We start from the raw sequence: 21,211 nt of genomic DNA on the forward strand, positions 1-21,211 counted from the left end.
GCCTTTCGACTTCCTTTAAATTCTTTATTTTAAAATTATTTTATCCACATTTTGAGGACCCACAATCTGTACAAGTTAAACAGCCTTCCTGATACACTAAGTTTTTAGATTTACAGTTATCACAAACATGTCCTTTAGCCTCAGTGCCATCTTCAACGTAGCGTTTTACCGCACGAACCACACCATTTTTCCAGGTATTAATAGACGCATTATCTAATTGTAAACTATTAATTAAGTCAACCACTTTATCGATTGGCATACCATGACGTAACGTACTTGAAATTAACTTCGCATAGTTCCAGAATTCTGGATTGAATTTATAAGACAGTCCTTCAATAGTCGTCTTATAACCTCTTTTGTTTTTATATTGGAAGTCGTAACGTTTGGTTCCGTCTTCATTTTTACCTTTAATGATTAAGCCTTCATTCACCCAACGTGGAATTAAAATACCATCTTCATCATCAGCTAAACCTGTAAAAATCTCATATGGTTTACCGTCGATTAAACCAATAAAGGCAATCCACTTTTCTTTGTTGTTTTGGAATCTTACAACATCGGCTTCCAAAACTTCCGGACGTTTTACCGGGAATGTTGTTAATACCTCCGAATTCTCAGTCTCCTTCTTTTCGTCATTCGAAATTAAAACCCCAGAACGAGATCCATCACGATAAACCGTGACGCCTTTACAACCTACTTCCCAGGCTTTAAGGTATAAATCTCCTACTAAATCTTCAGAGACATCGTTTGGTAAATTAATGGTTACACTAATCGAGTGGTCTACCCATTTTTGAATGGCTCCCTGCATGCTCACTTTACTCAACCAATCTACATCGTTAGATGTTGCTTTGTAGTACGGTGACTTTTGGATTAATTCGTCTAACTCTTCCTGTGTAAAGTTCTTACTGGTATCGATACCGTTAACTTCCATCCATTGTTTAAAACGATGGTGGAATACCACATATTCTTCCCAAGAGTCTCCTACTTCATCAACAAAATCAACACGCACCTCTTTGTCGTTAGGGTTTACTTTTCTTCTACGTTTGTAAACCGGCATAAATACAGGTTCAATACCAGACGATGTTTGCGTCATTAAACTTGTTGTTCCTGTTGGCGCAATGGTTAATAAAGCAATATTTCTACGTCCGTATTCCTGCATATCATAATACAACTTCTCGTCTTCATTCTTGATACGCTGAATTAACGGATTGTTTTTCTCTCTTTCTGAATCATAAATTGCAAAAGCACCACGCTCTTTAGCCGTGTAAACTGAAGCACGATACACTTCTAAACACAAGGTTTTATGCACCTCTAAAGAAAAAGCATTACCGGCTTCACTTCCGTATTGAATACCTAAAGCAGCTAACATATCGCCTTCGGCAGTAATACCAATACCTGTACGTCTTCCTTCTTCAGCTTTCTTTTTAATATTTAACCATAGGTTACGCTCAACAGCTTTCACCTCGTCTAATTCAGGATCGTTATCAATTTTTTCTAAAACCACATCGATTTTCTCTAACTCTAAATCGATGATGTCATCCATCATTCGTTGTGCTATAGCTGCATGCTGCTTAAATAAATCGAAATTGAATTTAGCGTGCGACGTAAACGGATTCTCTACGTAAGACAATAAGTTAATTGCCAATAAACGACAAGAATCGTAAGGACATAACGGAATCTCCCCACATGGGTTTGTAGATACGGTTTTATAGCCTAAATCTGCATAACAATCTGGCACAGACTCATTAATTACCGTGTCCCAAAACAAAATCCCCGGCTCTGCAGATTTCCATGCATTATGTACTATTTTCTTCCAAACATCTGTAGCCTGAATGGTTTTACTATATTTTGGGCTTTCACTGAAAATTGGGTATTTCTGAACATATTCTCCATCTGCCTTAACAGCTTTCATAAACGCATCATCAATTCTTACCGATACATTCGCCCCTGTAACTTTTCCCTGCTCTAATTTTGCATCAATAAAATCTTCTGAATCCGGATGATTAATAGACACTGAAAGCATTAAAGCTCCACGACGACCATCTTGCGCCACCTCTCGTGTAGAATTTGAATAACGTTCCATAAAAGGCACAATTCCCGTAGAGGTTAACGCTGAATTTTTCACAGGAGACCCTTTTGGCCTGATGTGCGATAAATCGTGACCAACCCCTCCACGGCGCTTCATTAACTGCACCTGTTCCTGGTCTATTTTCATAATACCACCATAAGAATCAGACTCTCCTGAATTACCAATAACAAAGCAATTAGATAACGATGCTGTTTGATACGGATTACCAATACCCGCCATAGGGCTTCCTTGTGGCACGATATATTTAAAATCTTTTATTAAATCGAAAATTTGCTCTTCGGAAAGTGGGTTAGCATAATTACTTTCAATTCTTGCAATTTCCTTAGCGATACGACGGTGCATATCGTTAGGTGTTTTCTCGTATAAATTACCTTCTGAATCCTTTAAGGCATATTTATTAATCCAAACACGGGCAGCTAAATCGTCCCCTTTAAAATAGATTTTTGAAGCTTCGAATGCTTCGTCTTGAGTGTAAGTTGTTGGCTTTTGGTGAGTTTGTGTTTCTACAGGCATAGGAATGGAAGTTTTTACTGGTTCTACACCACAAATAACGTAAAAAATCTCCAAACTAAAACATGATAAAAATCATAAAGTTTTCAATAAAAAAACACAAATAACTGATTATTAACGTTTTGAAAATTTATCAACAATAAAAAGTTAACAAATTTTTGAAACATTATTCAACCCTTACAAAATGCGAAAAACTACAAAAGTTAAAGAAAAAGTATCGTGTTTTCTACTAACTACGAAGTAATTTTAATCAAAAATTCCAGTAATTATCGAAATAAAAAAACTCTTAAAAATCTACAGCAAACCCAATACCCAAGAACTGCTTCCACTGAATCTTTGCTCCAGCTTCAGCATACTCGCCTTCAACATCGGTTTCTTCCAAAGTTTTAATATCATCATCGTAACGAATGTGAGACCCAAGTGTCGCGCGAATAAAACTATTTACTTTAAAATCGAAGTCTATACTCCAATCGATATCCACATTACCAAAATTATTGACGTAATCTGAATATAAACTTAACTGATGTTTTGCCCTTACATTTTGAGCCACTTCCATTTCATAACTGTTGGTTACAAGAATACCAACCTCACGACGCACACGTTTTCCTGGCACTAATAAATTTCCCTCCGAATCGTAAACCCCCGGCTCTACACCAAATTTCCCAGCATTGGCTAAATCTTCATCAAGAACGAAGGTCGCTTTCATTGTGACTGGCGAAAAATAAAGTGATGTTTTATCTATATTCTTACCATATTCCATACCACCCCCAAAGAAAAGGTAACCCGGTGCCATAAAACGCGAAATAGGATTATCCTTATTAGGGTACTTATAACCATTAAACAATTGCGTTTTAAAATTAAGACGCGCGGAATAAAACCAGTTGGAATTATCGTTAGGTTGATAACCGATGTTAGAATTGATTTCAAATAAATCATCGGTTTTCCTCAATTCTGTAGCCTCCTGTTTATTCATACCCACACGAAGCACAGCGTTATTTTTCCAATTAAAATACTTATCGGAATAATTAGCCGACGTTTCAAATCCTAATAAACCACTAATAGAATTTGTACCCCCGGCATTCCAATTCACAAAAGCCACCTCGCTTAAATCTACCGTAGCTTTATTTTTTTGCACCCACTGCGGGCCTTCGTATTTTTCTGATTTAACTTTTAAGAATAATGAATCTGGTTGTGCTGAAATAATTTGAAAAAAGAAACAAAAAATTATTAATACAATGTTTTTCATGTGCCATTACATAATGCTCATAAAAAGCAACATACCTTTATATGGATGTTTATTTTACTAGCTGTGTTAGTTTACTTTAATAAAATACACTTGTCATCAATAACCGTTCCATTTCAACGACATTGAATAAAAAGTTTAGTAGTTAAACTCTCCATACTCGCTTTTTATTGTAAGCTTTTTGGTTTCTGAAGCCTCTACTCGACCTATTATTTGTGCATTTACATTAAATGATTTCGAAATTTTAATGATGTCTTCTGCTATTTCAGGAGATACATATAACTCCATTCTATGCCCACAGTTAAATACCTGGTACATTTCTTTCCAATCGGTTTTACTCTGCTCTTGTATTAACTTGAATAAAGGCGGAATCGGGAACATATTATCTTTAACAATATGAAACTGATCTACAAAATGAAGAATTTTAGTTTGAGCTCCACCCGAACAGTGTACCATACCATGCACTTTATCGCTATTGTATTCTGATAAAATTTGCTTGATGATTGGTGCATAGGTACGTGTTGGCGATAACACTAACTGACCGGCATCGATTGGAGAATCTTCAACCGCATCGGTTAATTTTACATTACCTGAATACACTAAATCCTCTGGCACTGAAGCATCAAAACTTTCAGGGTATTTTTTAGCTAAGTAATTATTGAATACATCGTGTCTAGCCGATGTTAACCCATTACTTCCCATACCGCCGTTATACGATTTCTCGTAAGTCGCCTGACCAAAACTTTCTAAACCAATAATAACATCACCAGCCTGAATATTTGCATTATCAACCACATCGCTACGTTTCATACGTGCTGTTACGGTAGAATCTACAATAATGGTACGTACTAAATCCCCAACATCTGCAGTTTCACCTCCAGTTGAATGAATGGTTACACCAAAAGACTTTAATTCTTCAATTAACTCTTCTGTTCCGTTAATGATTGCTGAAATCACTTCTCCCGGAATCAGGTTTTTATTTCTACCTATAGTTGATGACAACATTATATTGTCGGTTGCTCCAACACATAATAAATCATCAATATTCATAATTAAAGCATCCTGAGCAATACCTTTCCAAACCGAAAGATCTCCGGTTTCTTTCCAATACATATAAGCCAAAGATGATTTTGTTCCTGCGCCATCTGCATGCATGATTAAGCAGTAATCCTCGTCGTTTGTTAAATAGTCTGGTACGATTTTACAAAAAGCCTTAGGAAACAGCCCTTTATCAATGTTTTTAATTGCATTATGTACATCTTCTTTCGATGCCGAAACTCCGCGTTGTGCGTAGCGTTTAGAAACTTCTTGACTCATAGTATTGTATTGAGTTGCAAATTTAATTCTTTGAAATAAAAAATCCCGTATTAAAACGGGATTTTTTATCGACAATTAAGATTAAAACGCCGTAAAGCACATCTTAATTTTAGGTTCTATTTAAATACGTCTTTATTGGAATCCTACCTTGTAAATAGTAATTCTCTGTATTTAGTTAATGGCCAGATTTCATCATCCACCAATAATTCCAATTTGTCACAGTGGTAACGAATATCATCAAACAACGGCTTTACATCGTTACAATAAGCTAAAGCTTTCTTTTCAACATCTTCCAACGTATTTGCTTTTTTACGCTCATTAATCATTTTAGTCACATTGGAGTTAATACCTTCTATATGACTAGATATTTCCTCTATTAAATTGATTTGTTCTTTAGAAACCGTAGTAAATTTTTTATCGAAAATCTCTTTTAACCCTTTTACGTTTTCTATTAATACATTCTGATATTTTACCGCGGTTGGCACAATATGGTTACGCGCAATATCTCCTAAAACACGACCTTCAATTTGGATATGCATAATATAGGCTTCCATTTCAATTTCGTAACGCGCCTTGGTTTCAATAGAACTCATCACATTCATTTCCTCAAACAACTTAATCGTCTTATCTGAAATCTTTGCTTTAAGTGCTTCTGGCGTGGTTTTATTATTACTTAATCCACGCTTTTTAGCTTCAATCTCCCACTCTTTTCCATAACCGTTACCTTCAAATAAAATGGATTTTGTCGATTTAATATACTCACGAAGCACGTTAAATATCGCTTCATCTTTCTTTAAGTCCTTTTTATCAATCAGCTTATCAACCTCTACTTTAAAATCCTGAAGTTGCTTTGCGACTATGGTATTTAAAATGGTCATTGGGTTACCACAGTTCGCTAAAGATCCAACCGCTCTAAACTCAAATTTATTTCCAGTAAAAGCAAATGGCGATGTTCTGTTTCTATCGGTATTATCTAAAAGCACATCCGGAATCTTACCGACCACATTTAATTTCAACTCTGTTTTCTCTTCCGGTGATAATTTACCTTTAGTTACCCCCTCTAATTCCTCAAGTACCTTTGTTAACTGCTGACCAATAAACACTGAAATAATAGCCGGTGGTGCTTCGTTAGCTCCCAACCTATGGTCATTACTTGCTGAAGCGATAGACGCTCTTAACAATTCTTCATGTTCATGCACCGCTTTAATCGTGTTAATGAAAAAGGTTAAAAACTGAAGGTTACTCATAGGGGTTTTTCCTGGTGCCAATAAATTAACACCTGTATCGGTTGACAAGGACCAATTATTATGTTTACCGGAACCATTAATACCGGCAAATGGTTTTTCGTGTAACAACACTTTTAAGTTGTGTTTTGAAGCAATACGCCCCATAACATCCATTAACAACGAGTTATGATCGACCGCTAAATTCGCCTCTTCAAAAATGGGCGCTAACTCAAACTGATTTGGAGCTACCTCGTTGTGTCTGGTCTTTACCGGTATCCCCAACAACACACACTCAGTTTCCAACTCACGCATAAAATTAAACGCTCTTGTTGGAATAGAACCAAAATAATGATCATCTAACTGCTGTCCCTTTGCAGACGAATGCCCTAATAAAGTACGTCCTGTTAGTGTTATATCCGGTCTGCTGGTTGCTAGCGCTTTATCTATTAAAAAGTATTCCTGTTCCCACCCTAAAGACGATGTCACTTTCTTAACATTCTTATCGAAATACTTACAAACCTCGGTTGCTGCTGCATCTACTGCCTGTAACGCTCTTAATAATGGGGTTTTATAATCTAAAGCCTCACCTGTATACGCTACAAAAATAGTAGGAATACATAAGGTTGTACCATACACAAATGCTGGAGAAGTAGGATCCCAAGCTGTATAACCTCTGGCTTCAAAAGTATTTCTAATGCCTCCGTGCGGAAAACTTGATGCATCTGGTTCTTGTTGCACTAACTGATCACCACCAAATTTTTCTATAGCAATGCCGTCTCCTACCGTTTCAAAAAAAGCATCGTGTTTCTCTGCGGTTGTCCCTGTTAATGGTTGAAACCAGTGTGTATAGTGTGTTACCCCTTTTGATAAGGCCCAGTCTTTCATCGAAGACGACACCTGATCTGCGAGACTACGATCAATCTTTTTTCCAAACTTCACTGCATTCATTACCCCCATAAAGGCATCTTTGGTTAAGTATTGTCGCATCGTGTTTTCGTTAAACACATTCTGACCAAATAATTTGGAACGACGCTCATTCTCTTCAACCAATACTGGTTTATTAGACAGCGATTCTTTTATAGCATGAAATCGTAATGTAGGCATTATCTGAGTGTTATTATTTTTAAAACTATTTTTCGCAAAAATAAGAATATCGGCATTATTTAGTACTATTTACCATTTAAGAATTTTTCAGTTTTAATATAAAATAATATAGTTTTTTTAATGGATACCTCAAAAAAATAGGGTCTAAACAAAAATAAGTTTAAGTTTTCGGAAAACACCCCCATAAAATACAAAGTCTAAAATAAAAATATATATTTGCCTTAAATATCAATATTATCATTTTATAAAATATTTATTATGGCAAAAATTAAGCTAGAATACATTTGGTTAGATGGATATTTCCCTACCCAAAACATGAGAAGTAAAACTAAAGTAGAAGAGCATGAAGACTTCAAAGGAACTCTTGAAGAAATTGGAAACTGGTCTTTCGACGGGTCTTCAACAAGACAAGCTGAAGGTGGTTCTTCTGATTGTGTATTAAAGCCTGTTGCTATCTATCCTGATCCAGAACGTGTAAACGGATACTTAGTAATGACTGAAGTTTTAAATCCTGATGGAACTCCTCACGTATCTAACGGTAGAGCGACAATTGATGATGAAGATGATGATTTCTGGTTTGGTTTTGAGCAAGAGTATTTTATTATGGATACTAAAACTCAATTACCTTTAGGTTTCCCTGTAGGTGGTTACCCTGCTCCACAAGGAATGTATTACTGTTCTGTAGGTGGAAAAAACACACACGGTAGAGATTTAGTTGAAGAGCATGCTGATTTATGTATCGAAGCTGGATTAAACTTCGAAGGTATTAACCAAGAGGTTGCTTGTGGACAATGGGAATTCCAATTATTCGCAAAAGGAGCTAAACAAGCTGGTGACGAAATCTGGGTTGCTAGATACTTACTAGACCGTTTAACTGAAAAGTATGGATACTATATCGATTATCACCCAAAACCATTAGGAAAAGACATGGATTGGAATGGTTCTGGTATGCATGCTAACTTCTCTAACACAACATTAAGAACTTGTGGAAGTAAAGAAACTTACGATAAAATATGTGAAGCTTTCCGTCCTGTAGTTGATGAGCACATTGCTGTATACGGTGAGTTTAACGACCAACGTTTAACAGGTTTACACGAAACAGCTGCTATTACAGATTTCTCTTATGGTGTATCTGACCGTGGTGCTTCAATCCGTATTCCAATTATCACTGTAGAAAAAGGATATAAAGGATGGTTAGAAGACAGACGTCCTGCTTCAAATGGTGATCCATACAAAATTGCTGCAAGAATTATCAAAACTGTTAAGTCTGCAGAAGTATAATAATTATAAAGTTTATACTTTGTTCATAATAAAAAAGGGTTTACAAATTTGTAAGCCCTTTTTTATTTCCTTCCCTTTTATGGTAATGAAATTATTTTCCATTGTTAAACAATAAAAACATAAAAATCCCGTAGGCCAAAACCAAAATTAAGCCTTTCATTTTATCGATCTCAAAACGTTTTGGTACAAACACAAGAGGCAACAAAATAAAAGCAAAGCCCAGCATCCAGAAAATATCTCTTGACAATATTAAAGGCTCAGTCACCTCAATTGGCTTTACAATGGCTGTTAGTCCTAGAACAGAACCAATATTAAATATATTAGAACCAATTAAATTCCCCAAAGAAATGGCTTTCTCCTGTTTTGCCGCAGCTATTATAGAGGCCGCCAATTCAGGAACACTAGTACCTATAGCTATTAAAGATACACCTATTACCGCTTCGCTTACCCCAATAGATTTTGCGATATCTTTTGCGCCTTCAACCAACCATTCACTACCATAATATAATGCTACCGATCCTATTAATAACCATATTCCTATTTTAAAGTTAGATACTACTGCCAAAGCATCATCTACCTCTTCTACTTCGGTATCCTTCCCTGCATATTTAATTAACACGATTAAGAACAACCATAATGCAGCAAACAAAATACCACCCTCAATCGCAGACAAGAAACTATCTTGACTTAAAAAATAATACAACACCAAACTAAACAACATCATAGCAGGCCAGTTCAATTTATAAAAAGATTTATCTACTGCTATAGATCCCAATAAGGCAGTACACCCTAAAACCAAACCTATATTAGCAATATTAGACCCTACCACATTGTTAATAGCAATAGCCGACGATCCAGACAATGCTGCCTGTAAGCTAACCAATAACTCTGGTGCCGAAGTAGCAAACGACACCACCGTCATTCCAATTACCATTTTAGAAATATTAAACTTAAATGATAAAGCTACCGACGACCGCACTAAAAATTCTCCGCCTATAACCAAAAGTGCAAATCCTAACAGAACTAATAGTATACTCATATAATAAATTTTATGCGAAGATAAGGTTTCGCTCATTTCTATGAACTTATAAATTTACATTTATTAACACTTGTTTTTAAAGTTTGGTTAAACTTTTACAAGCAAAAACATTAAGTCTTAACTTTAAATCAAAATCTTTTAAAACCATATATTATGAAATCTAAATATGCTTTAAAACTAGGTTTAAGCCTTTGCGCTTTTGTAATTTTAGGTCTTGTCTCAATAAACAGTTTTGCGTTTAATGCTTCAAAATCCAATTTGCTGTGCAAAACCATTAATCAAGACTCTGATGTGATTGCGACCATTAACAAAAAGACATCGGAAAAAGATTTTGAAGATATTAAAAACATGATGAAAGACAGTGGTGTAACAGCCAGTTTTAAGAACATTGAACGCAATGAGTTAAACGAAATTACCGGTCTTAAAATTGAATTAAGAGCAGATAACAACCAATCGGCAATTAGTAGTTTTTCCAGTACGAATCCTATTCCTGAAATTATGTTTGGCAGGAAAAACAGTTCGTTATTTATATCATCAAAAAACAGTTTAGATCAAAACGCCTTAGGATTTTCAAACATGCCTAATATACAACTATTTAGTTTCGACAACGACTCCATTCCTGGTATGAACTTGAAAAACTTTGGAAGTTTTAATCTCGATGACTTATTTAACAGTGAAAACGGTAGCTTCTCTTTTAATGGCCAAAACATAGATATGGATAAGTTAAGAAAACAACTGGAAGAACAATTCGACTCTGAGGCTTTTTCTTCGCTTTTTAATCCTGAACACGGTAAACCTGGCCAATTTAAATTTATAGACGACCCCAACACTAATAAACTTATTATTATTGATGGCAAAGAAAGTGACTTTGACTCATTAGATAAATTAGCAAAGGAAAACAAACTAAAAGTAGTAGACCAATTAAAACCGAAAACCGCCATGAGTATTTATGGTGAGAAAGCTAAAGACGGTGCTGTAATAGCAACAACAAAGTAATTCTACTTTTAATTAATATGTAATTACAAGAGGCTCAATGCCTCTTTTTTATGTTAAATTCTCACAAAAACTAAATTAATAGTTGTATAACTATAAAAATAGTTATAAGTTTGATCAACTTGAAAAGTATATGGTATTATGGAAAAACTAACAAACAAAGAAGAAGAAGTTATGCACATTCTTTGGAAACTTGAAAAAGCATTTGTTAAAGACGTACTGGCTGAAATAACCAAAGACAAGCCGCATTACAACACCCTATCTACTATTATTCGGCACTTAGAAGAAAAAGGCTATGTTGGTTATAATGCCTTTGGCAAAACGCACCAATACTTCCCTATTGTTACCAAAGAGGCCTACCGAGCCAAGTTTTTGAGCTCTGCATTAGATAATTATTTTAATAACTCATACAAAAATCTGGTTTCCTTTTTCGCTAAAGAAGAAAAAATAAGTGTAGACGAGCTTAAAGATATAATTGACCTAATTGAAAGTAAAAATAAGTAGTCATGGAATATTTACTAAAAACCAGTGCCATTACCATAATATTCTATATTATTTACAAGTTATTTTTACAACGAGAAACATTTTTCAAGACTAACCGTTGGTTTTTAATTTCCGGATGTCTTACGGCATTCCTTATTCCTCTTATCATCATTCCTGTTTATATTGAGTATACCCCTGTGGTCTTACCAAATGTTAGTTATAACAATGCCATAATAAACGAAGTACAAGAAACACCCTTTAATATTTTAGACTACCTCCCCTATGTTTATTTCACAGGTTTAGTCATATTTTCAACCAGATTTTTACTTCAATTATTTTCACTTAAATCTGTAATTGCAAAAGATAAATCAAAAAAAGAAGAATCATATAAACTCATTGAAACTACGCAAGACACTCAGCCTTTTTCTTTTTTCAATTGGATTGTTTATAATCCCAACCATTTTACCGAAAAAGAATTAGAACATGTTCTGAAACACGAAAAAGCACATGTCTCACAAGGCCATTCTATAGATATTTTAGTAACCCAAATAACCAGTATCATATTATGGTTTAATCCTTTCATTTGGCTTTATAATAAAGCTATTAAACAAAACCTAGAGTATCTGGCAGACCAAACCGTTATTGATCAAACATCAAACAAAAAAGAGTATCAATACACCTTACTTAAAACAAAATTACATTCTCATCAAATGGCTTTAAGTAATACATTCTATAATTCATTAATCAAAAAACGAATCGTTATGTTACACAAATCAAAATCAAAACAATCCCATTTACTAAAATATGCTTTGGTTATACCTGCTTTGGCATTCTTTTTAATGAGTTTTAATACTCAGGAAGTTTACGTTAACACGCAAGACAAAGAAAGAATCAGCACTAAAGATACCTCAATTCTCTTTACAAAAGATATTACAGACCAACAACTTGAGAAAATTAAAGTTAATCTGAAAAACAATCAAAATATAGATTTTACATTCTCAAATTTAATCAGAAATAGCAACGGTGAGATTATTAGTTTAAAAGCTCATTTTAATGATGCACGAGGTGCAACGACTTGGAATGCGCCTAACAACAATGCCCCTTTAGAACCTTTTTTATTCTATAAAACGAAAGATGTAATCGGCGTAAAACCAGTAGACTCCTCTGAAACAGAACTTTTTGCAGTTAGAGACACAACGGCAGACCCAAAACCAAACCAATGGAAAACTGAATTCAAAGTAAAAAAATCCTTCGATTCTGTTCCTCCACCTTTATACTATTTAGACGGTAAAGAAATTTCTTCTGAAAAAATAAAAGAAATATCACCTGAATCAATTGAAAGAGTTAATGTTTTAAAAGGCAAAGCTGCCATTGAAAAATACGGCGATAAAGGTAAAAATGGGGTTGTAGAAATCACTTCAAAAAAAGAAGCTTCTCCTTGGAAAGTAACAACTGGCGTAAATAAAAATGTTATTGCTGCTACTAAAGACACTATATATGTTCATGAAACACCAAATGTTTTGAAAGATTTAAATCATTCTTTTGAAAATGAACCTGTATATATTCTTGACGGTAAAATAATTAATACTAAACAAGCACAATCTTTAAACACATTTGAGATTGAATCTATTAGCGTCACTAAACAAGGTAACGATCTTATAGAAAAATATGGCGACAAAGCTAAAAACGGAGTTGTTACAATAAAAAGTAAATCCAAAAACTCTAAACAGCCCTATGTTAAAGTTGTTGGACCTCTTCAAGATAGCATAAAAACGCATCAAATAGAATTTAAAGGAGGTGACCCAATTTTTATTTTAGATGGTAAAGAGATTTCGGAAGAAGAATTAAAAAAAATAAAACTTGAAGAAATTGAAAGCGTTGATGTTCTAAAAGGAGAAAATGCTACAAAAAAATATGGTGAAAGAGGTGAAAATGGCGTTATTGAAATAACTTTAAAAAAATAACTCCTTAAATTAATCAAACAAAATCCCGGACCAATTGGTTCGGGATTTTGTTTATTTCACCACAATACGCCTACTTATTTCTTGATTTCCAGAAATGCACTTCAGTACATAAACCCCTGAAGATACTTTTAAATCAATAGTACAATCTTCATGTATAATAAAACTATCAAGCAACTTACCTTCTAAAGAAAATAGCCTTACTGAAAATGAATCAGTTACTCCCTTTATATATAACTTATTACTGGTTGGGTTTGGGTAAAACGACATCTGAAATCCTTTACTACTATTAACACTTAATGCCGCACTATAGGATTCTCCAATTTTATTTCCCCATAAATATTCTACAAGTTCAGGGTTATCGATATACGGATTCCGATTTCTCTGCCAGGTGTAAATCACATTATTTCTGTTCATTTCAAAATCGTCTGGCGGGTCGTTTCTATGCCATTCTAATAAGGTAGGTAAATCGCCTATAAATCCCTTGGGGTCGTCACCAGGGTAACCATTAATTACATCTAATCCGTTATATCGAGTAACCATATAAAAAATACTGCGAGCCACATCACCGTAAAAACTACCTGAAGTTTCCGTTGGCCCCGAATATTCTACAATACCATAATTCTGATTATTTCTAATACTGTTTTCTATACCATCAACGGCTCGTAAGGCATGTGCATCGGAATTTCCATGGCGCAACGAATCGGCATTGGTGGTCCAATATAATTCTTTACCATCTGTTATTTCATCCAAATCAATACTATTAAATCCACCACGCGATCGCGGGTACACATGCTCTCTATTCCATTTCCCTGTATTATCAGATGTCGTTTGAAAATCCAATTTTGGACGTCCAAATTCTGTATACATTAACCAGACCTCATTACTATTTTCCGGGTTTTGATCAGCTTCTTTTAGAATATCAATAACATCGGCATAGCTCTGCGCACGAACTTCGGAAGGATTAGCAATTATACTTTGAACTGCTAACTTTAATGCATTCCCAGACAATCCGTCAAGACCATTGTAATATCCATCTGCCTGGGTACTTGTCACCAATCCGTAAGTAGGACTCAAAGGCGTACCATAGCCTGCGATTTGAAAATCGTTATCAACGACACGAATTTCAATATTATCATTGAGCTTTAAATAGTCTTCGGGTAAATTCTCAATACCTATTATCAATATTTCGTCTCCCTCGTCGTCGGCATCATCAACTAAAGTTATAGTTGTGCTGATTGTATTTTGCCCCGTTGGAATTGTTAATGACGTATTTCCAGTAAAATCGGAAGTATTGAATGTTCCATTATTCAAATTGAAACTAAAATTTAAATCGGATGTCACATTTTGTTCGGTTGTAAATGTAATATCAAAAACATCGCCTTCCATATATTGATTTTGCAAAATAGAAATACTAAACCCATTGAGTACCACACCTGAACCATCGTTTAACTGTCTGGGTGTTGGTACGCCCACAAAATACGTTCCGTCGTTGTTTCGTTGGATAGAATTCGTGTTTCCTGAAGTCCCCTCATTAATCTGCTGAATATTGGTAAATTCAGGATGTTTATTAAAAATATCAATCATATCTATATCATCGGCATCAGAGGTCCCATAAATCAGCACATCAATAAGATTATCTATTGTAGCCAGTGTCATATCGGGAAAATCTTCGACATCAGCCTGATAAATCGCTACAGCATCCGCCCCATTTTGGATTGTGTTTTCCGGTATAATATATTGAGGAATAGGCGTTACATTATTACTTCCTATTAATAATAAACCATTAACATCAGTGGTATATCCATCAAGGTCTAACGCCAGATAACTAGAGTTCATCCCATTATCTGAACCATTAAAAAACACAACGACATAACCATCTAGAGAAAAATTAGGCGTATCGGATTTTAATTCTAAAAACTCGAGGTTGTCTATACTTGGCGTATCGCAATCCAGTTCGTTAATTACAATCTGGGCATTAAATTGTCCTATATTAAAGATCAAGCAAAGAAGAAACAGGTATTTCATAAAGCGGTTTTAACAAATATAACACTCTTCAAAACAATATTTTAAAGCGAACTAAAAACTTTAACCAATTTCAAACTTCTGGTTTACCAAAAGATGAAATCTACAAAAACAGGCCTCTAAAGAATAAAATGCCCCTTGGTTTTTAAAACACGTTCTAAAAAACGCCTACAATTATTTCAATTTTAAATAAAAATCACACTTTGATATTTAAATTTATAACACCAATAAAGACAAGTATATTTCATATTGAAACCTATTGTATTTTTTAAGTTACATTTTCGTATTCAAATTCACAGATTTATATCAAACCATTTGTACGATATATCTCCCTTTATATATATTGAAAAAACATTGATATAACTAAAACAAACTAACCTTTAAAACCAAAACTTATGATCACACTTGTTAAGCTTATAATCTTAATTCTGCTATCAGTTTTATAAGCCAAAAATCAAAAAAAAATGTAAAACTTAGTCTAGAATAAGTTTTACTATTTTTACCAAATGAAAAAACAAGTCTTCAAAATTTTAGCAAAGGTTAATAAACTTATTCTTCCTAGTTATTCTAAAAGAAAATTAGATATTAGTAAAGCCACAAAGTTTCAACTCGCTATTATTGGCTGGCGCTGGTATGTCACCAAGCGTGCCTTAGATTAGTTTTTGTTTTAAACACCCCAACAGGATAGAAACGCAATAGTAACCTTAGTGTTTTATACATCTAAAAGTGCTAGACCTGCTCTTCAATAAGCTTGCGTTCTTCGCGATACGCAATTCCCCAATCGGCTAAAATATCAATTACTGATTTTAACGATTTCCCTAAATCGGTCAACGAGTATTCTACGCCTACCGGTTTTGTATCTAGAATGGTACGCTCTATCATTTTATTCATTTCCAACTCCTTTAGCTCTCTACTCAGCATTTTTCCTGAAATACCTTCTACTTCATTCAAAATATCAGTATATCGTTTATTTCCATAGCACAAACAAGCTATAATCGAAATTTTCCACTTTCCTCCTATTAAATACATAACATCGTGTATTGCTCTTATTTTATGTTCACAGGCCTTTTTTGGTAATGTACACCCTTCTTTAAATAATTTATTTTCCATGGAATGTTACTTGGTTACTAATATGTTACTATTACTTTTGGTTACAAAGTTACTATTTGTCACCAATATAAAATAACTTTGCACAAAAAAATTTGAATTATGGAATTGTTAAAAGGACTTAATTGGAGATATGCTGCCAAAAGAATGACAGGTGAAACGGTCCCTCAAGATAAATTAGACTATATCCTTGAGGCTGCCAGATTAGCACCTTCTTCTTCAGGCTTACAACCTTATGAAATATTTGTAGTTTCAAATCAGGAAACCTTAGAAAAAATCAGACCTATAGCCTGGAATCAAGCACAAATAACTGAGTGTTCACACCTTTTAGTGTTCGCATCTTGGGATGGTTATTCTCATGAAAAAATCACAACAGTGTTTAATGAAATGATGGATGCCAGAGAGCTACCGCATAACACCATGGACGACTACAAACAGACACTTTGGGGATTATACGAACCACTTGGTGAATCTTGGCACCAGCAACATACTGCTAAACAAGCCTATATTTCGTTCGCTATGGCTATTGCAGCTGCCGCTGAACAGAAAGTAGACGCAACCCCAATAGAAGGTTTTGAACCTGAAAAGTTAGATGAAATTTTAGGTCTTAGAGAAAAAGGCCTGAAAAGCGCAGTTATTCTAGCATTAGGATACCGTGACGCAGACAACGACTGGAATGTCAACTTGAAAAAATACAGAAAAGAAAAAGAAGAATTTATCCATGAGATAAAGTAGTAGGTTAATTAGTGAAGAGAAAAGCCCGGCAATCATGTCGGGCTTTTTTTATGTTAAACTTGATTGTTTTTTATTTACTAATCACCACAATTTTACGCGATAAGTTATTTATTTTCAACACATACACTCCTGTTGACGGGGTATTTGCAAAATGAAGCTCTGATACTTTGGTAGCTTCTGTATAAGTATTACTCAAATATTGTAAAAATCGACCCTTAATATCAAACAATTGAAATACATCAGAGGCTTGTGTGTTAGATACCTTTATGTTGTTTGATGATGTCGATATAGGGTTGGGATAAACTTTTAGTTCGGTGGTTAGCTCATCTATTGATGGTTCTGATCCTTCAAAATACTGTTTACCATAACTAAAGGCTTTCTGACCGATTTTAATTCCCATAAATCGCCCCGGAATATCATCGGCTGGTGGGTGAATACCACCCCAGATACGTGATAAACTACATTGATCGGATGCATCTCTGTAGGTGGCCCATTGCAGTGTTACATCTACCGATGGACCTTCTTCAAAGACTAAAAATTCATTCTTCCTGGCTAAAAACTCGCCCATACCTCCAGGGAAGTATTCATCACCGGTGAGTAGGGTCATCACCTCGGCTGCCGCTCTGGAATACGTTGAATGTCCCGAAACAAAGCCTGCAAATGGTGGGGTTACAAATGTTGGGCGTTGGTAAGGCCACCAGGTCTCAGCCAGAATCCATCCCACGCCGGCTTCATCTACCTTTGGGTCTTCTATAAAGTCATGCCCCTTCCAGGCGTAGAGTTTTATTTTGCCAACGTGTTCGTTATTGGTACCTGCCAACGGATCCCCTTCTTTTACGATTTCAATGAGTCCGTCCTGTAAATGAATCCCATCTGGATTGTAATTGGATTGACTGGTATCTGTGCATTGTCCGATCTCACACATATAGCGAATGGCCGAAATAGGACGGATATAATCATACCAGCCTTTAACGCCCCAGGCAGCAATGGCAGCATCGTGCATAGCGCCTCCCATTAAAAAATACGCTTTCACATCCCACTCTAAATCCGATAGAATATTACCTTCTCCTTCAAATTGTTTGGTAAACATCTCATGGTCGTTGACATAATTTAAAATCGTAAACCAATGTCCCGGTGGTGTTTCTGAGTCTGGTCCATCAGCCCAGAATTCGGCCAGTACACGCGTGTAGTCTCCTCTCGGAACGATTTGTTCCTGATAAGGTAATTGCGTTACCGGGTTTCTCGAGCGACCAACGCCTATATCGCCTCCTTCCAATTCTTTATAAAAGTTCTTGTAATCGGCATACTCGAGTGGAAAGTGATCCTCCGTTATATTACCTATAGATTTTGGGGAGACATCCCACAGTACTCCATCGTGAGGGTCTAAGTGTGAACTCCATTTAGAGACTAGTGAAAAACACCATTTGTAATCTTCTGACGTACTCATTGGTGGGGCTCCCGGATCGTAATACACCTGATAGTCATGTCCATCTCTGGTATACGTGGTTTTATCTTCTTCTTCCATGGAAAACGGCTGTACACTTCCCCACTCCGGACTTAAAAAACCTGGGGTTACACCACCAATAACATTGCCACTCTGATCGATAAAATTATTAAAGCTTAGTGGTTGCCAGCGATCTGGATTAATATCTGCCACACCTTCAGGATAGGTTAAGCTTAACGGTGCATTAACCGGCTGGTAATACTGGTTGGCATACTGGTTGATTTCATTAGAGCCATCCTGTAACCCATAGACTATCATCTGGCTGGCTATGTAATTTCCTAAAGCAATCGGGTTACCTGTGGTGTAATCTTCATCGGTAATGGATATATCGTAACCCAGTCCAGCCATCACTTCATCTAAAATGCTTTGTGACAAGGTTGGATTTGGCGCATGTGCAAAACGTTCACTCAGCAACCTATACGCCGCATAACTAATGGTTTTCTTTCTGGCTTCGATTACATTGTCTGTCGTTGTAAAGCCTTCAAAATCACTATTAAACCCATGAAGCGTATTTCCTAGTAAATACGTCGATGCTTTATCATCATATACTGCCCAGGCATCATACAGCACCACACTGGTATGAAACAGGTTTCGCGCATGAACTGTGGGGCGTGCATAGTCTTTTCGTATTAATGACAGTAAGGTCTCATTCCATAAACGTGCGATGGATTGTTCTTTAAAATTAACATCTTCTTCTAACAGCGTCACCGACAACACTACAGGTTCACTAATACATTTGGAATTGGATGCTGTTAAAGTTATTGTTCCTGTGCTCCCTGTTCCCCATTTCACAATGATATTACCACCACTTGGCTCTTCGATAATCTCACCTCCGGTAATCTTCCAGTCTACTGATACATCGGAGGTCACAGGGTAACTGTAAGACTCAATACTATTTTTATGGGTTTTTATCGTTCCGGTAATCTTTGACGTCTCCAGATAATTACACATACCGGTACTAACCGTCGCATCAGGGTTATAATTACAGGAATTAGGATCGGTACAACCATAAGGTTTTATACTCGGTTGAATATCTAAAACCTGATAACCATTGCCTTCTTTCGCTAAAATGGTTTTATCGGCCGGGATATTGGTATGGGTTTCTATAAGTCCTGATGGCCAGGTGATTTTAAGTTCAAGAATTTCGGTATCAGCTCCTAACCCAAAGTGTACTGGTTTTAAGTGCTGAGACAAAAAACCTTTACCACTATAATAACGGTGTAATAAGCCGCCAGCTGTTTTTACAGATAAAGTCGTACCAATCGCATCACGATTAGACGTGGTACCTTCAAGCTTCACTTTAAACCAGTGCAAATCCTTTGCCGATTGATTAACATCGGTTAGTTTGTTCTCATAAAAATACGAGGGCCCATCGTTATTGGTAACAAAGATGTCAAGATCACCATCGTTATCATAATCAAACACTGCTTCTGTGACGCTGATGGCTTCCTCATTCAATTTTGTCTCAACTGAACTATTAACAAAACCTTCAGTTCCTGTTTCTAATACATTTTCATAATAAACGTTATGCTTGTCCCCTGAATTTGGATAATCAAAACCATTAACAACAAATAGATCTTCATCACGATCTAAATCGAAATCTGAAAAAGACACATCCCAGGCCCAGCCTGCATTATATATTTTAAAAGTCCTTGCTAAATCCTCATAAGCACCATTAGCAGTCTTTTTCATTAGTGCATTATCCCCAATGGTGGTTATATATATATCGAACACTCCATTATTATCGTAATCTCCAATGGCTATTCCCATATCACCCCGAGAGGTATCTAACCCATAAGCAGCGGCTTCTTCTGTAAACCCATTACCTTTATTGTTTATAAAAAGATCATTCGGTCCCGGATTAAAGTCGTTAGCTACATACAAATCCAGCCAGCCATCGCCATTAAAATCGAATGGAATACTCTGATAAGAATGTTTACTATTTACACCTTGAAAAAGGCTACTAACATCTGTAAATGTGCCATCACCATCGTTTTTATAAAGCCGATTTCCTTCACAATCACTATCCCAATCAGCTATAAAAATATCCAAAAAACCATCTTTATTATAGTCAAACCAAGTCACTCCTGTATTAATGCAGTCATTGTATTTTTTAAATCCAGCTTCAACCGTAACATCCTTAAAGGTTCCGTTACCTTCATTATGAAACAAATGCATTTTATTGGTATGAGTCATGAATATATCAGGATAGCCATCATTATCGTAATCACCCCAAAAAGCACCAAACTTAAATCCTGTAAAGGCTATTGAAGTTTCTCCGGTTTCTCCTTCGGGGAACAAGTTTGTTAAACCCGAATTCTGTGTTACATTAGTAAATGTACCATCATTGTTATTGCGAAATAATTTACTTTGTGTAGTTTCATCTCCATCAACATCCTGAGCTTTGGCAACGACAAATACATCCAGATCCCCATCGGCATCATAATCGGCTAAAGCTGCTCCATTATTTTGTCCTACTGTACCCAGACCAGTATACGTTTCAATACGTTCGAATGTCTGAGCATAGAATTCAGAAACACCCAAAAAACATAGAATTGAAAAAACATAATTTAATATCGAATGGTTTGTTTTCATCT

The 21,211-nt window shown here is 35.6% G+C and carries 14 protein-coding genes; 6 read left to right on the forward strand and 8 right to left on the reverse strand.

The genetic code is table 11. The annotated features are described in order from the left end of the window. Positions 1–40: 40 nt before the first annotated feature. The 4 genes from RBH94_RS00620 to RBH94_RS00635 form a co-directional block, all read right to left on the reverse strand. Positions 41–2,599 (reverse strand): adenosylcobalamin-dependent ribonucleoside-diphosphate reductase, encoded by a 2,559-nt coding sequence (locus RBH94_RS00620; protein WP_307883122.1) that lies wholly within the window; start codon positions 2,597–2,599, stop codon positions 41–43. Positions 2,600–2,882: 283 nt separating this feature from the next. Further along, a complete protein-coding gene (locus RBH94_RS00625) occupies positions 2,883–3,842 on the reverse strand; it encodes a DUF3078 domain-containing protein (RefSeq protein WP_307881918.1) in 960 nt (319 codons plus the stop codon). Positions 3,843–3,977: 135 nt separating this feature from the next. Further along, positions 3,978–5,156 (reverse strand): AIR synthase related protein, encoded by a 1,179-nt coding sequence (locus tag RBH94_RS00630; RefSeq protein ID WP_307881919.1) that lies wholly within the window; start codon positions 5,154–5,156, stop codon positions 3,978–3,980. A 143-nt stretch (positions 5,157–5,299) separates the two neighbouring features. Further along, a complete protein-coding gene (locus RBH94_RS00635) occupies positions 5,300–7,486 on the reverse strand; it encodes a glutamine synthetase III (RefSeq protein ID WP_307881920.1) in 2,187 nt (728 codons plus the stop codon). Positions 7,487–7,744: 258 nt separating this feature from the next. On the opposite strand from RBH94_RS00635, the gene RBH94_RS00640 reads away from it, so the two are divergent. Then, entirely contained in the window at positions 7,745–8,767 is a 1,023-nt protein-coding gene (locus RBH94_RS00640; protein WP_307881921.1) for a glutamine synthetase beta-grasp domain-containing protein, read from the forward strand. A gap of 91 nt (positions 8,768–8,858) precedes the next feature. On the opposite strand, the gene RBH94_RS00645 is transcribed toward RBH94_RS00640, so the two are convergent. Next, positions 8,859–9,806, reverse strand: coding sequence for a calcium/sodium antiporter (locus RBH94_RS00645; protein WP_307881922.1), 948 nt, complete (start codon positions 9,804–9,806; stop codon positions 8,859–8,861). A gap of 153 nt (positions 9,807–9,959) precedes the next feature. Between RBH94_RS00645 and RBH94_RS00650 the strand changes: the two genes are divergently transcribed. The 3 genes from RBH94_RS00650 (at position 9,960) to RBH94_RS00660 (ending at position 13,246) form a co-directional block, all read left to right on the forward strand. Continuing rightward, a complete protein-coding gene (locus tag RBH94_RS00650) occupies positions 9,960–10,802 on the forward strand; it encodes a hypothetical protein (RefSeq protein ID WP_307881923.1) in 843 nt (280 codons plus the stop codon). A gap of 138 nt (positions 10,803–10,940) precedes the next feature. Next, complete coding sequence (locus RBH94_RS00655; protein WP_307881924.1) at positions 10,941–11,303, forward strand: BlaI/MecI/CopY family transcriptional regulator; 363 nt, start codon at positions 10,941–10,943, stop codon at positions 11,301–11,303. 2 nt (positions 11,304–11,305) lie between these two features. Continuing rightward, the gene (locus tag RBH94_RS00660; RefSeq protein WP_307881925.1) at positions 11,306–13,246 is read left to right on the forward strand and encodes a M56 family metallopeptidase; all 1,941 of its coding nucleotides are present in this window, start codon (positions 11,306–11,308) and stop codon (positions 13,244–13,246) included. Positions 13,247–13,297: 51 nt separating this feature from the next. Here the strand turns inward: RBH94_RS00660 and RBH94_RS00665 are convergent, their stop codons facing one another. Then, on the reverse strand, positions 13,298–15,271 hold the full coding sequence (locus tag RBH94_RS00665; RefSeq protein ID WP_307881926.1) for an endonuclease: 1,974 nt from the start codon (positions 15,269–15,271) through the stop codon (positions 13,298–13,300). Positions 15,272–15,774: 503 nt separating this feature from the next. Here RBH94_RS00665 and RBH94_RS00670 point away from each other — a divergent pair. Further along, on the forward strand, positions 15,775–15,927 hold the full coding sequence (locus RBH94_RS00670; protein ID WP_307881927.1) for an SsrA-binding protein: 153 nt from the start codon (positions 15,775–15,777) through the stop codon (positions 15,925–15,927). 70 nt (positions 15,928–15,997) lie between these two features. Here RBH94_RS00670 and RBH94_RS00675 read toward each other — a convergent pair whose 3' ends face one another. Continuing rightward, positions 15,998–16,378: a helix-turn-helix domain-containing protein gene (locus tag RBH94_RS00675; protein ID WP_307881928.1), complete on the reverse strand. Its 381-nt coding sequence runs from the start codon at positions 16,376–16,378 to the stop codon at positions 15,998–16,000. Between the two features lie 99 nt (positions 16,379–16,477). Between RBH94_RS00675 and RBH94_RS00680 the strand changes: the two genes are divergently transcribed. Next, the gene (locus RBH94_RS00680) at positions 16,478–17,110 is read left to right on the forward strand and encodes a nitroreductase family protein (RefSeq protein WP_188223303.1); all 633 of its coding nucleotides are present in this window, start codon (positions 16,478–16,480) and stop codon (positions 17,108–17,110) included. 70 nt (positions 17,111–17,180) lie between these two features. Here the strand turns inward: RBH94_RS00680 and RBH94_RS00685 are convergent, their stop codons facing one another. Next, positions 17,181–21,209 carry an FG-GAP-like repeat-containing protein gene (locus tag RBH94_RS00685; RefSeq protein WP_307881929.1) on the reverse strand — a complete coding sequence of 1,343 codons (4,029 nt, stop codon included), beginning with the start codon at positions 21,207–21,209 and terminating at the stop codon, positions 17,181–17,183. Positions 21,210–21,211: the final 2 nt, after the last annotated feature.

The organism is Aestuariibaculum sp. YM273 (genome assembly GCF_030908365.1).
GTDB lineage: Bacteria > Bacteroidota > Bacteroidia > Flavobacteriales > Flavobacteriaceae > Aestuariibaculum > Aestuariibaculum marinum.